Here is a 14,381-nt window from a genome sequence, read left to right as displayed (position 1 = left end):
ATGATATTTTAGATGGTGGAATTGGAAATGATTATTTAGATGGAGGAGTAGGAAACGACACGTATGTATTCGGAAAAGGGTATGGGCAAGATATAATAGATAACAGTTCATCATCAGGTTCAGATATAGATGTATTGTTAATGAAAAATTTGAGTTTTAATGAAGTAACATTAACAATATCAAATACAGACTTAATAATAGAAGTTAATGGAACAAAGGATAGCATAAAAGTAGCAAGATATTTTGAGAACGGATACTTTTCATTAGAAAAGATAAAGTTTTCAGATAATAAGGAATTAGATGTAAAGGGAGTGCAAGATGTACTTGAAAACAATAAAAAGCAGGGTATTAAGGCTTATGCATCAGTAAATAACTATCAAGTAGCATTAGAAAAATCAATAGAAACAATAGGTGGGATTAGTGATAGTAGGATGGTTAATATAAATCAACCTTCTAATATGAATAACTCAAGTAATGATAAATATCTATTTAATTTAAGTAACAATTATTAAAATTTAAGTATGGAGACTCCTTTAGCTTGAATAAAGGAGTTTCCAAAACTTGAAAAATGTTAAGGGGAATTTAGATGATAAATGAGAAAGAAATAAATAATGAGGTTATAGATACTGGATTAGAATCATTAATGTTTACTTTTACAATATTGGGTATCGAAGTAGAGAAGGATGAATTAATACAAAAATATATTAGTCCTAATGAGATGTTTAATGATAATAAGATTGTCAGAGCACTTAAGGATAAGAAGATTAAAGCAAAAAAGAAGAAATATAATTTAGAAAAACTTAAAAATTCATCAACACCTTTTATAGTTAAAATAGATGATGAATATCATTTGGTGTTAAAGATAGTTGGAGATAGTATGGCTTTGCTAAATACTAAAGAAAGGAAAACAGAAAAGTTAGATTTACTTGAATTTAATAAAAGGTGGAGTGGCGAAGTTATAGCTTTAAAGAAGGATATCAATGAAGTTAAGGAAGGCTTGTTTAATATTAAGTGGTTTATACCTACTATTAAGAAATTTAAAAAACCTTTAATTGTTGTATTGTTAGCATCATTAATGATACAAGTACTATCTATTATAATGCCAATGGTTATGCAGGTGATAATAGATAAGGTTTTAATACATAGGACTCAATCAACTTTAAATGTTTTATGTTCTATACTAGTTTTTGTCTTAATATGTGATATAATTCTTAATCTTTCGAGAACTTATATCTTTACACATACTACAAGTAAAATAGATATTATACTTGGTTCAAGACTAGTTAATCATTTATATAGATTGCCGTTAAAGTATTTTGAATCAAGGAGGGTAGGAGATACTATTGCAAGAGTAAGAGAAATAGATAATATAAGGCAGTTTCTAACTGGAGCACCTCTTACTTCTATATTAGATGTATCATTTATTTTTGTATATTTTATAATCATGTTTTTTTATAGTAAATCATTAAGCATAATAGTTTTGTTATCATTACCTGTTTTTGCAGCTTTATCTTTAATCATTACTCCATTACTTAAGAGTAGGATTGATGAAAGGTTTTATAGAGGGGCAGAATCTCAATCATTTTTAGTTGAGTCTGTTAATGGTTCACAAACATTAAAAGCTTTTGCATTAGAAGATGAGTTTCAAAGGAGATGGGAAGGATATTTATCTAAATATGCTAAAGCAAGTTTTAAAACTGTTATATTAGGAAATTATGCATCTAATGTTGCTCAGTTTATACAAAAAATATTGGATGTGATTATACTATGGTATGGGGCGATTCTTGTAATGGATAATAGTATAACTATTGGACAACTTGTTGCTTTTAGAATGTTATCATCTAGGGTTAGTGAACCCGTTTTAAGATTGGTTCAAATGTGGAATGATTTTCAACAGACAGGTGTATCTTTAAATAGAATAGGAGATATATTTAATACTCCAACAGAAGATTCTATAGATACTAAAAAAATAAGGGTTCAGAATATGCAGGGGAAAGTAGAGTTTGAAAATGTATTCTTTAGTTATAATGCTGGACAAGCGCCAGTATTAAAAGATGTTTGTTTTGAGATAAAAAGTGGAGAGATAATAGGTATTGTTGGTAAAAGTGGTTCTGGAAAGAGTACAATATCAAAATTAATACAACGCCTATATATAGCAGATGAAGGTAGAATATTAATTGATAATATTGATATAAATATGATTGATCAATTTTGGTTAAGAAGGCAAATTGGAGTAGTGTTGCAAGAGAATTTCTTATTTACTGGAAGTGTAAGGGAAAATATTGCTATTAACAAAAGAAATGCAACCATGTCTGAAATAGTAAATGCATCAAAAGTAGCAGGAGCTCATGAATTTATAAGTAGATTATCAGAGGGATATGATACTGTTATTGGAGAAAATGGTATTGGATTATCAGGAGGTCAAAAACAAAGACTAGCAATAGCTAGAGCACTGATTACTAATCCTAGAATATTAATATTTGACGAAGCTACGTCAGCATTAGATTATGAATCGGAAAGAATAATTCAGAATAATCTTAAGGAAATATGTAAAGGTAGGACTGTTATAATTATAGCTCATAGATTATCAACTTTAAGTGATGCAAATAGAATCATATCTATAGATAGAGGAAAAATAGTTGAAATGGGAACACATCAAGAGCTTATGCAAAATAAAGATGTATATTATAATTTATATATGCAACAAAGTAGAGGTGATATTAGTGTTAGGATGGACTAAAAGAAAAAATAAGCTAGATTATGAATTTTTGCCTGATACTATTGAAGCTATAGAAACTCCTCCGTCACCCCTAGGAACCTTTTTTATTTTACTAGTATCATTTATTATTGTGGCAGCTTTTATGTTTAGTTATTTTGGAAAAGTTGATAAAGTTGTTTCTGGAACTGGTAAGGTAATTCCGAATGGTGATGTTAAATTGATTCAGCCAATTACTATGGGAAAGATAAAGGAAATAAAAGTTAAAGAAGGGCAGGCTATAAAAAAGGGTGATGTTATAATTGATTTAGAATCTAAAGAATTGGATATACAGGTATCAAAGTTAGAGACAGATATTACTAATGCTAAGATAGAAGAACAAATTCTTTTAAACGATAAGAATGGTAAATATCTTGATGAAGGTATAGATTTTAATAATGTAAGTGAGTCACTAAAAAAGTATTATGATGATTATAAAAATAGCAAAGCTGATTTATATCAAAAGAGTAAAAGTAGTGATGAAAGAAATTTAAATGAAATACAAGATAAATATAATCAAGAAAAAAAGAAGTTAGATGATTTAAAGAATAAGTTAGACAATGATAAGAAAAATAAAGAAACTGAATTGCAAGCAACTTATTCGCAAAAAGAGTATGATCTTCAAGAGAAAGTTGTAAGTGATATACAAAAGAACATAGATGATCAAAAACAAAGAATTAAAGAAAATGAATCAAAAAGACAAAATTCTATATTACAAGAGTTAATAGAAAAGAAAAAAAATATTAAAAATTTAGAATTTCAGTTGGAATCACTAAAAAATCAAAAAACAAGTTCACAAATAATATCTTCTGTAGATGGATATATTAGTACATTAAATTATAATACAGTTGGAATACCTGTTACTCCAGATAAGCTAGTAGCTACAGTTATACCAGAAGAAACTGAAATGATAATGGAAGCCTTTATAGCTAATAGGGATATATCAGAGATTACCGTAGGACAAGAGGTGGCGCTAAAATTTGAGGCATATTCTTATCAGAAATATGGTGTAATAAAGGGTAAAGTTGATTATATTGCTAATAATGCTATGCAAGATCCTAAACTAGGTGGTGTATATAAGGTAAACATAAAACTTAATAAGCAGTATATAGAATTTAAAGATGAGAAATTAAAAATATTACCAGGAATGAATGCACAGGTAGAGATTATGTGTGGTAAGAGACGTATTTTAGATTACTTCTTGGATCCATTTAAAGATGCAGTGAAAAACACATTTACAAAATAAAATAAGAGGAAAAAAGAAGTCTCATTTTTAATAAAAGACTTCTTTTTTTATTTCTATATGATTATATATAAATGTATTACTATATATTTTCAAAGGCAGGAATTGGACATGGCTAATATCTTTGATGTTTTTATATATTTAGATGAAGGCTTAATTAAAAATTTATGTTCTTCTATGTTAGAAGGTTATATAGAGATAAGAACTAGCAAAGTTACATATGACAGAGCATTAACAGGGAGAGTACATCTAGAAAATAGGCAACAGTTATTTGGAGAAGAAAGGAGTGCTAGAGATGAAAGAGAGGGCTATAAAGGGAAAAATACTTCAGAAGCTTGTAGTAATCAACAATCTGTTGATAGAGATACTGGGGTAGAGCAGAGGGATTGTGAGAGGGTTGAGGAGGAAGTAAAAAAGATATATACAATATTCACATTTCATAATAGGATATTAGATGTTCTTTCCAATAATAATATGCTTACAAGGCCTAGTGAGTCCCAGCTTATAAATAGTAATATAATTGTAGGAAGTTTTATAGAAGTAACTGGTACAATAACAACTACTTCAGTATTATCATATTTAGATATAATAATAGATATTATAAATTGTTATGGAGAAGAATACTTAAATAGTTTAATTAAAGAAGATTTTAAGGGAAATATGAATTTTTCGTCAATATTAAATATGGAAAAACGCTTAAGAGACATATTAGCCTTAAATGGAACCCAAGATTTAATAGTAGTAAAAGGGAATACTATAATTATCTTAACGGTAAATACAAAATTTTTTATGAATAATGATGCATATATATATGATAAAGTAAATTGCAATTGCAAGATAATGGGGAAGGTTTTAAGTGTATCAAAAAACATAAGTTTATTTAGGAAGGCTTCAAGCTATGAATATTATGAAAAGTTAATTGCTTCTTTTGAGCCGTTAATGAAGGCTTTGGAAAGTAAAGGGATAATAGTTCCTAAAATGCCTAGGATTAGGTTAGAGGGAAATATAGTAGAGTTATTACCAATAAGTATATGTGTATAGCTAAGTAGCTTTTAGAACCTGAAACTTCAAAGAAAGTAATCTCTAAAATAGCTAAAGGGATTAATTCACTTGAATATATGGAGATTTTTGATAATTCACTTGACAGATATAATATTAATATTATAATATTAATATAAATTTAATATTTGAAATTAGCAGTGAGAAAGAGGAGTAAAACTTAAGTTAAGTATTAAGAGAGGAAAGCACATGGCTGTAAGGTTTTCTATATTTACAAGTTTGAAGGTAGCTTTTGAGCTTCTTTGCTGAATTTTTAGTAGGTAAAGACGGCAGTCGTGTCGTTATAGAATAAGAGCCCATGATTTTGTGGGAATAAAGGTGGTACCGCGAGTCTTCGTCCTTTTTGGATGTAGACTCTTTTTTTATTTCTAGAATAATATTTTTACTTATATATCTATAAGTAAGAATCCAAATTTTAATTTGGTTAATTCGAACTTACTCATACGAATGAAATGAGTAGGAGTTTACTTAAATTTATTATTTTTGCCTAAGTTCACATAGTTAAATCAAATATTTAGATTTTTATTTTAGAGATTATATTCTAACTTAGATAGTTTTGAAGATTTACATCTAAGGATAAGATAAATAATGTTTTAGGAGGAATTTTATTATGGAAAAGAAAAATATTGCAACAACTTATAATCCAAAAGAATTTGAAGCAAAACTTAATAAAATGTGGGAAGAAAAGAAGTACTTTACTCCAGTAATTGATAAGAATAAAAAACCTTATACAATTATAATGCCACCACCAAATATAACAGGTCAGCTTCATTTAGGTCATGCTCTTGATAATGCTCTTCAAGATACACTTATAAGATTTAAGAGAATGCAAGGTTATTGTACTTTATGGCTTCCAGGTGAAGACCATGCAAGTATAGCTACTGAAGTTAAGGTTGAAAATGAGTTATTAAAGCAAGGCTTAAAGAAAAAAGAAATGGGAAGAGAAGCTTTCCTTGAAAAAGTATGGGAATGGACAGATGAATATAGAGCAATAATAAGAAACCAACTTAAGACTATGGGATGTTCAGCTGATTTCACAAGAGAAGCATTTACTATGGATGAAAGATTAAGTAAGGCTGTAAGACATGTTTTTGTTAAGCTTTATAATGAAGGATATATATATCAAGGAAATAGAATAACTAACTGGTGTCCTAAATGTCAAACTGCATTATCAGATGCTGAAATTGAATATGAAGAACAAGAAGGGAGCTTTTGGCATATAAAATATCCAGTAGTAGGATCAGATGAATTTTTAGAAATAGCAACTACTAGACCAGAAACAATGCTTGGTGATACTGCTGTTGCTGTAAATCCTAATGATGATAGATATAAACATTTAGTTGGAAAGATGCTAAAATTACCTCTTACAGATAGAGAGATACCTGTAATAGCTGATGAATATGTAGATCTTGAATTTGGAACAGGTGCTGTTAAGATAACTCCAGCTCATGATCCTAATGATTATGAGGTAGGTAAGAGACATGGACTTCGTGAAATAAGAATCATGGATGATAAGGGAATAATAAATGAACTTGGTCTTAAATATCAAGGACTTGAAAGATACGAAGCTAGAAAACAAATGGTAGCTGATTTAGATGCACAAGGTCTTTTAGTTAAAATAAAACCACATACTCATAATGTAGGTGTTCATGATAGATGTTCTACTGTAGTAGAACCTATAATATCTAAGCAATGGTATGTTAAAATGGAAGAATTAGCAGGCCCAGCTATAGATGTAATCAAGAATAAAGAAACAAAATTTGTTCCAGAAAGATTTGAGAAGACTTATTTTAACTGGATGGAAAATATTCAAGATTGGTGTATATCAAGACAATTATGGTGGGGACATAGAATCCCAGTATTTTATTGCCAAGATTGTGGAGAAATAATGGTATCAATTGAAGATCCTACTTGTTGTAGTAAATGTAAATCTACAAAGCTTAAACAAGATGAGGATGTATTAGATACTTGGTTTAGTTCAGCGTTATGGCCTTTTTCAACTTTAGGTTGGCCAGATAGAACTGATGATTTAGAATTCTTCTACCCAACGTCAACACTTGTAACAGGTTATGATATTATATTCTTCTGGGTAGCTAGAATGATATTCTCAGGACTTCATAACATGGAAAAATCACCATTTGAAAATGTATTAATCCATGGACTTATAAGAGACTCTCAAGGAAGAAAAATGAGTAAATCTCTTGGAAATGGTGTTAATCCATTAGAAGTAATTGAAGAATATGGTGCAGATGCATTAAGATTTATGCTTCTTACAGGAAATGCTCCTGGAAATGACTTTAGATATTATCCAGAAAGAGTAGAAGCTGCTAGAAACTTTGCAAATAAGATATGGAATGCTTCAAGATTTGTTATGATGAACCTTGATAGAGAGGTTATGGATAAATATAAGGATTCAAAAGATTATAGCTTAGCTGATAAATGGATACTTTCAAGACTAAATACTTTAGTTAAAGAAGTAACTGAAAACATGGATAAGTTTGAACTTGGAATAGCTCTTCAAAAGGTTTATGACTTCCTATGGACAGAATTCTGTGACTGGTATATAGAACTTGTTAAACCTGTTTTATATAGTGATGATGAAGCTAAGAAGGGTGTAGTATTTAACGTGCTTTACAAAGTATTAACTACAGGACTTCAATTATTACATCCAGTAATGCCATTTATAACAGAAGAGATTTATACTCACTTAGATGCAGAATATGAATCAATAACTATATCAAAATGGCCAGAATATGATGAAAACTTAAATAACGAAATAGCTGAAAAAGATATGAGCTTTATAATGGAAGCTATAAAATCTTTAAGAAACTTAAGAGCTGAAATGAATGTACCACCTTCAAGAAAAGCTAAGATAATGGCTTATGTATCAGAAGATGCTAAGGCTGCATTCGAAAATGGTAAAGCTTATTTAGAAAAGTTAGCTTCAGCTTCAGAAGTTGTATTACTAGATAGTAAAGAAAACTTAGAAGAAAACTTAGTTTCTGTAGTAGTTAAGGGCGGAGAATTATTCTTACCACTTCTTGATTTAGTTGATAGAGAAAAAGAACTTGAAAGATTAAATAAAGAAAAAGCTAAATTACTTTCAGAAATAGATAGAGTAGAAAAGAAGTTAAATAATGAAAGATTCGTATCTAAAGCTCCAGAAGCAGTAGTTGCAGAAGAAAAAGCTAAGGGTGAAAAGTATAAAGAAATGTATAAAGCTGTTGAAGAAAGAATAAATGCTTTAATGAAATAAAATATTAAATTATTAGTTTTGAACCTCTTAATGTTGGTAATTATCAACATTAAGAGGTTTTTTATAATAATTTGATAAACAAAATACGGTCGTTATGGTATAATTTTGAATATATAATATTTTTTGAGGTGATTAAATGAATGATCTTGAAATACATAAATTAAAAAAGATAAAAAAGATTTATGATAAGAAAAATATAAGAGATAAAAGCTTAATTAAGTTGCTTTCAAAAATTATAATAGGGCTTATTATATTTTCAGCTATAATTTTATATTTAGGGGCTGATAAAATAGAAACCATAGTACAAAAGGTTATTAAAATTTAAAGAGGTGATTAAGATGAAAAAAGAAATTTATGTAGATGATGAATTTAAAAAAATTAAAAGATATTATAAAATTAGAAATTTTAAAAATAAATTAATATTATCTATAATGTTAGTTTTAGTTATTACGCTTACGTTTTCTATAATCACTTTTTTAATTATTTTTAACTATGAAAATAATTATAACACAGGGGTAAAGGGAGGAAGATATAATTATTTAAAACTTTAAAAAGTATTAATTTTTAATTAAATAATATAAGTGTACTTGAATTTTAAAATAAAGGAGATATAATTTTACTATATGGAAACTGAAAATAAAAAAATAGTTTCCAAGGAGGTATTTATGACAAACAAAGGTTTCAAAAAATCAGAAATAATCTTTATTTCTACATTAGGTTTTGCACTTGGTATAAGACAGATGGCTATGACTATGGTTATGCCTTTTATAAGTATATATAGTGAAACTTTAAGCTATAATACAAAGTTTTTAGCAGGAGTAGCATTGGGTATTTTTGGATTAATGCAAGCTATATTTCAAATACCTTATGGCATTTGGAGTGATAAAAAGGGAAATAAGTTAGTAATGCTTATTGGATTAATGCAGGTAATAATAGGTCTTGGAATTGCTTATTTTGCTACTAATATTTATTTTTTAATACTAGCGAGAGCTATGCAGGGAAGTGGCGCAGTTATCGCAATAGGGTATTCATGGATAGCTAGCACTGTAGATGATGAAAAAAGAACAAATGCATTAAGTATAATTGGAGTTATAATAGGTGTGGCAGCATCGGCATCCTTTGCTTTTGGACCATTAATTCATAGATATATATCAGTAAAATATATGTTTTTATATTCAGGACTTTTAATTACTCTAGCATGGATTATTATCCTAATATTTTTAAAAGATAATAGAAACAAGAAAGAAATAAATGAAATTAAAGTAAAAAAAGCTTTAAATATATTAATTAAAGATAAAAACTTTATAGCATTAAATATAATAGCTTTTTTTAATAATTTCATTATGACAGCAGTTTTTTTTGCTATTCCAGAGTATTTAGAGAAAATAACAGGAGTAGATGGAATGTGGAAGGTATTTATGCCAGCTGTTATTATAGCTATAGTTATTATGAGAATTACAGCTAAAAATTCTAAAAATGAACAATCAATAAATGCAATAATATTGTCTTTTATAATAATTAGTATAGGTATTGTATTTTATTTTAATAAAAATTCATTTATAGCTATTTTTGTAGGAACAGTATTTTTTATGGTAGGATATATAGAGATAAGCACCTTAGCCCCTTCACTTGGAAACTTTATATTAAAAGATAGTTATAGAGGAATTGGAAATGGGTTTATAAATAGCTTACAATATGTAGGTTCGTTTATGGGAGCGGTAGTTACTGCTGCAATTTGGGCAAAAAGCGAATTGTTAGCATTCATTTTAATTATAATTATTGCAATTGCTGGAGCGTATATATCAAGGAAATATATAAATAAGGAGGATTTCTATGAAGGAGAAGATATTGCAAGCCTTAGCTAATCAAATAGATATTCATGGGATAAGAAAGTTTACATTGGATTCTATAGCTAAGGATATTAAAATAAGTAAGAAAACAATTTATAAATATTATAATAGTAAGGAAGAGCTTATAGAAGAATATTTTCATGAAATAATAGAAAGTGATAAGGAAAGCGTAGAAAAGATAATTAATTCAAATTTTTCTTTAGAAAAAAAATTATATAATGTAATTCATAGTTATCATAAATATAAGTTGCCATCTAGTGTGTTGAATGATGTGAAGATATTTTATCCTAATGAGTGGAAAAAGATATTAGAATTTAAAAATTTTAAAGTGGAAGTAATAAAGCAATTATTATTAGTTTCAAAGGAAAAAGGTGAAATAAAAAAGGATATTAATTTAGAGATACTTTGCTTAATAATAGAGAAGGTTAGTGAAGAAATTTTAGATAATGAAATTATTGATAAAGCTATTTCAGTTAATTGTAAAATGGAAGAAATGCTTAAAATTATAATGAACGGAATATTAGATAGACAATAATTATTGACGTATAATAAGGATTTATGAGATTATTAATAGTCATAAACTTAATTATATAAAGGAGATTTTTTAAATTAAGTAGTTGGATAAAAGTTATATTAGCTATATAATATATTTATTGCCGGTTAAAAAGTGAAAAACTTAATCATATGAAACTTATCTTCATATAGGACTTGAATTAAGATTAAGTTTAGAAATTTTAAGGTAATATATAAGGTTGGGATGGTGAAAGATGAATTATAATGAAGCTATAAAATATATACATAATACAGCTAAGTTTGGAATGAATTTTGGATTAGAGAGAACTGAAAAAATATTAGAGCTTCTAGGTAATCCACATAAGGAATTAAGGTGCATACATATAGCTGGAACTAATGGAAAGGGATCTACCACAGCTATGATTACTTCTGTATTAAAAGAAGCAGGGTATAGTGTTGGAATGTATACATCTCCATTTTTGGAAGAGTTTGAAGAACGTATACAAATTAATTTTTGTAATATAGATAAAGATGAACTGGCTAGTGTTATTACAAAAGTAAGTGAGGCTGTAAATAAAGTTATAGAATTAGGCTATGATAGTCCAACTGAATTTGAAATAATAACTTGTGCTATGTTTTATTATTTTAATTTAAAAAATGTTGATTTTGCAGTAATTGAAGTTGGATTAGGGGGAAGACTTGACTCAACAAATGTTTTAACTCCACTACTTACAGTTATTGCATCAATAAGTTTAGATCATATGAATATATTAGGAGATACAATAGCTAAAATAGCATCTGAAAAGGCTGGAATCATAAAAGGTGGGATAGTTGTTTCGTATCCACAAGTAGAAGAAGCTAGAGAGGTTATTAGAGAAAAAGTCAGAATAACCAATAGCTCACTTATAGAAGTAGATAAAGAAAGTGTGAAGCTCATAAATGCAAAAAGTGCTGGTTTTAAACAAGAAGTAGACATAACTTTTGAAGATAATAATATTAAGGTTAAGTTACCTCTATTAGGAAAGCATCAATTATTAAATACAGCTGTAGCTATAAGGAGTGTTTATGAACTGAAAAAACTGGGGGTTAATATAACTAATGAAGCTATTAAATCTGGAATAGAAAATGTTAGATGGAAGGGAAGACTTGAAGTATTAAAGGATAAACCAGTAGTGGCAATTGATGGTGCCCATAATTTAGATGGTATTAAAAAACTTAAAGAAAGTGTTTTAGAATATTTTGATTATAAAAATTTAGTTTTAATAATTGGAATGCTTGGAGACAAAGAAGTTTATAAAATGGTTGATGAGATAAGTACTTTAGCTTGCAGGGTTATAGTTACAGAGCCACATAGTTACAGAGCTGAAAATCCAGTTAAACTTTATGATATTATAAGAGATAAAGGAATTTCTTGTGAGATTGTAGAAAACTATGAGGATGCTTATAAAAAATCATTAGCTTATGTTGATAAGGATGATATGATACTTATAACAGGTTCACTTTATATGATTGGAGACATGAGGAAAATTATAACTAGGATAGAAGCTTAAAATTTAACATTAGACAATAAATTTTAAGCTGATATAATGAGAGATAGCTTCTTTTAGAAATGGAGGATGTACTTAATGTTAAATTATAATAGAGCAAATAAAAATAGAGGCTTTTTAGGTTTAATTACAAATGGGTTTTATAATATATTAAACTCAAAATTTTTTAAATTTACGTTTTTTGTGATACTTTTAAAGTCTATATTATTTATAGCACTAATATCAGATGATAAGGCAAATGGGATAAATACTGCGAGAGTATTTTATAGTATGCCACCAATACTTGTTTATTTTAGCTTTATAGCTTTAATAATCTCTTTTGGATTTATATTTAAGGGGAGAGGGCAAATAGTTGCCTTTTTTATAATAAATCTATTAATAAGTATATTTTATATAGGAGATATATGGTACTTTAGAAGTAATAGTGCATTTTTAAGTCTTCACATGCTAAAAATGACATCTAATCTTGACAATCTGGGTAGCAGTATATTTTCAATGATAAGATTAGTAGATTTACTTTTTATTGTGGATATATTTATTCAAATATTTATAAGTGTAAAAGAATGGAATGGATATAAAAATATTAAAAGTGGATTTTTTAGCTTTTTAATATTATTTGTAGGGAGTACCATTTATTTAACCTATGCTCATATAAAAATAGATAATTACCATAGAGGGTATATAAATCAAATAATATTCCAAAAAAGCTGGGCACCTAATCAAACTATATCAAACTTAACACCAATAGGGTTTCATATATTTGATGCTTATAATTTTTATGTGGATTCAAAGCCATATAATTTATCGGATACTGAACTTAAGCAAGCAAAAGATTTCTTTGATGGCAAAAAAGAAAATTTACCAGATAATGAATATAAAGCTATGTTTAAAGGAAAAAATTTATTGCTTATTCAATGGGAATCTTTGGAGAATTTTATTATAAACCAAAAAGTTAATGGACAAGAGATAACACCAACTTTAAATAAGATACTGAATCAAAGTTTTTATTTTGATAATTTCCATGAACAAACATGGAATGGTACAAGCTCTGATGGAGAACTTATTTCAAATACTTCTGTATTTCCAGTAAGAGAAGGTTCAACTTTCTTTAGATATCCATCTAATACCTATAAAAATTCATTGCCTAATATTATGAAAAGTTTAGGCTATAGTACATTAGCTTCCCATCCAGATAAGGGTTCTTATTGGAACTGGATGCCGTCACTAAAATCTATAGGATATGAAAAATGTATAGATTCAAATGATTACAATACAGATGAAAAAATAAATTTAGGTGTTAGTGATAGAAGTTACTTAAAACAATTAGGAGAAAAGATAAAAGCGCAAAAACAACCATTTTTCACATATACAGTAACATTATCAAGTCATGCGCCTTTTGATCTTCCGCAAGAATATAAAGAAATAAAACTACCTTCAAATTTAGAAGGAACAAAACTTGGTGGATATTTTCAAAGTATACAATATACAGATAAATATATAGGCGAGTTATTAAGCTATTTAGATAAAGAAGGTCTTTTAGATAATACAGTGGTTGCTTTTTATGGTGATCATGAGGGTGTTCATAAATTCTACGAGGATGAAGTTCAAAAAGTTAAAAATCCAGAAAGCTGGTGGCTAGAAAATGATAGAAAAGTACCTTTAATAATATATTCAAAAGGTATTGAAGGTAAAAAAATATCAATAAATGGTGGACAAGCAGATACATTACCAACATTAGCTTACCTTTTTGGAGCTCAAAAAGAACAATATGAAGATCAAGCTATAGGAAGAAACTTATTAAATACAAATCAAGATTATACAGTGTTATCTACAAGAAAATATTTAGGGAAAGAAAGTAAACCAGGACAAAAGGAAGATATGCTTTCTATAATAGACTTAAGTGATAAATTGATAAGAGGAAATTACTTTAAGTAAGCATCCAAATCTTAGATTTGGCTAATGCGAACTTACTCCTACGAACGTATGTGAGTAGGAGTTTCCTTAAAAAATAAGTCGGTATTACTTTAATGCTATTGTTTTTTAAAAGGATTTTTATTTAAATAAGTAGTTTAGAATTTAGAAATGAAAATTATTTGTAAATAATACTATTACAGAGTATTCCTGAGTGTCCTCTTAAAAAATAGTTTTATTTTAAAGA

At 27.9% G+C, this 14,381-nt stretch carries 11 protein-coding genes and 1 other annotated feature; all 11 genes read left to right on the top strand.

The features are described from left to right. The coding region (locus tag BUB01_RS11555; protein ID WP_278337132.1) for a calcium-binding protein at nt 1-512 on the top strand (512 nt) is incomplete at its 5' end. Between the two features lie 74 nt (nt 513-586). Next, entirely contained in the window at nt 587-2,740 is a 2,154-nt protein-coding gene (locus BUB01_RS11550) for a peptidase domain-containing ABC transporter (protein WP_072987578.1), read from the top strand. After that, complete coding sequence (locus tag BUB01_RS11545) at nt 2,724-4,001, top strand: beta-barrel domain-containing protein (protein WP_072987575.1); 1,278 nt, start codon at nt 2,724-2,726, stop codon at nt 3,999-4,001. The genes BUB01_RS11550 and BUB01_RS11545 overlap by 17 nt, the downstream gene beginning before the upstream one ends. Before the next feature lie 108 nt (nt 4,002-4,109). Then, a complete protein-coding gene (locus tag BUB01_RS11540) occupies nt 4,110-5,039 on the top strand; it encodes a DUF6414 family protein (RefSeq protein WP_072987572.1) in 930 nt (309 codons plus the stop codon). Nucleotides 5,040-5,188: 149 nt separating this feature from the next. Next, nucleotides 5,189-5,402 (top strand) — a binding site (T-box leader). 265 nt (nt 5,403-5,667) lie between these two features. Then, nucleotides 5,668-8,313 (top strand): valine--tRNA ligase, encoded by a 2,646-nt coding sequence (locus BUB01_RS11535; protein ID WP_072987569.1) that lies wholly within the window; start codon nt 5,668-5,670, stop codon nt 8,311-8,313. A 136-nt stretch (nt 8,314-8,449) separates the two neighbouring features. After that, entirely contained in the window at nt 8,450-8,638 is a 189-nt protein-coding gene (locus tag BUB01_RS11530; RefSeq protein ID WP_072987566.1) for a hypothetical protein, read from the top strand. Nucleotides 8,639-8,651: 13 nt separating this feature from the next. Further along, complete coding sequence (locus BUB01_RS11525; RefSeq protein ID WP_072987563.1) at nt 8,652-8,864, top strand: hypothetical protein; 213 nt, start codon at nt 8,652-8,654, stop codon at nt 8,862-8,864. 114 nt (nt 8,865-8,978) lie between these two features. Beyond that, nucleotides 8,979-10,178: an MFS transporter gene (locus BUB01_RS11520; protein ID WP_072987599.1), complete on the top strand. Its 1,200-nt coding sequence runs from the start codon at nt 8,979-8,981 to the stop codon at nt 10,176-10,178. Next, on the top strand, nt 10,147-10,698 hold the full coding sequence (locus BUB01_RS11515; RefSeq protein WP_072987560.1) for a TetR/AcrR family transcriptional regulator: 552 nt from the start codon (nt 10,147-10,149) through the stop codon (nt 10,696-10,698). Before BUB01_RS11520 ends, BUB01_RS11515 begins: the two co-directional genes overlap by 32 nt. A gap of 232 nt (nt 10,699-10,930) precedes the next feature. Then, nucleotides 10,931-12,226, top strand: coding sequence for a bifunctional folylpolyglutamate synthase/dihydrofolate synthase (locus tag BUB01_RS11510; RefSeq protein WP_072987557.1), 1,296 nt, complete (start codon nt 10,931-10,933; stop codon nt 12,224-12,226). A 75-nt stretch (nt 12,227-12,301) separates the two neighbouring features. Beyond that, nucleotides 12,302-14,158 carry an LTA synthase family protein gene (locus BUB01_RS11505; RefSeq protein ID WP_159433240.1) on the top strand — a complete coding sequence of 619 codons (1,857 nt, stop codon included), beginning with the start codon at nt 12,302-12,304 and terminating at the stop codon, nt 14,156-14,158. Nucleotides 14,159-14,381: the final 223 nt, after the last annotated feature.

Origin of the sequence: Clostridium cavendishii DSM 21758 (assembly GCF_900141845.1) — a bacterium.
Taxonomy (GTDB): domain Bacteria; phylum Bacillota; class Clostridia; order Clostridiales; family Clostridiaceae; genus Clostridium_AG; species Clostridium_AG cavendishii.
The sequence above is the reverse complement of the archived record's forward strand: the minus strand, read 5'-3'. Positions and strand labels throughout refer to the sequence as shown.

Excerpts from the sequence above, each read along its gene's own strand:
- BUB01_RS11550 (WP_072987578.1), top strand. The coding sequence starts at position 587 with ATGATAAATGAGAAAGAAATAAATAATGAGGTTATAGATACTGGATTA.
- BUB01_RS11540 (WP_072987572.1), top strand. The coding sequence starts at position 4,110 with ATGGCTAATATCTTTGATGTTTTTATATATTTAGATGAAGGCTTAATT.
- BUB01_RS11535 (WP_072987569.1), top strand. The coding sequence starts at position 5,668 with ATGGAAAAGAAAAATATTGCAACAACTTATAATCCAAAAGAATTTGAA.
- BUB01_RS11530 (WP_072987566.1), top strand. The coding sequence starts at position 8,450 with ATGAATGATCTTGAAATACATAAATTAAAAAAGATAAAAAAGATTTAT.
- BUB01_RS11525 (WP_072987563.1), top strand. The coding sequence starts at position 8,652 with ATGAAAAAAGAAATTTATGTAGATGATGAATTTAAAAAAATTAAAAGA.
- BUB01_RS11520 (WP_072987599.1), top strand. The coding sequence starts at position 8,979 with ATGACAAACAAAGGTTTCAAAAAATCAGAAATAATCTTTATTTCTACA.
- BUB01_RS11515 (WP_072987560.1), top strand. The coding sequence starts at position 10,147 with ATGAAGGAGAAGATATTGCAAGCCTTAGCTAATCAAATAGATATTCAT.
- BUB01_RS11510 (WP_072987557.1), top strand. The coding sequence starts at position 10,931 with ATGAATTATAATGAAGCTATAAAATATATACATAATACAGCTAAGTTT.
- BUB01_RS11505 (WP_159433240.1), top strand. The coding sequence starts at position 12,302 with ATGTTAAATTATAATAGAGCAAATAAAAATAGAGGCTTTTTAGGTTTA.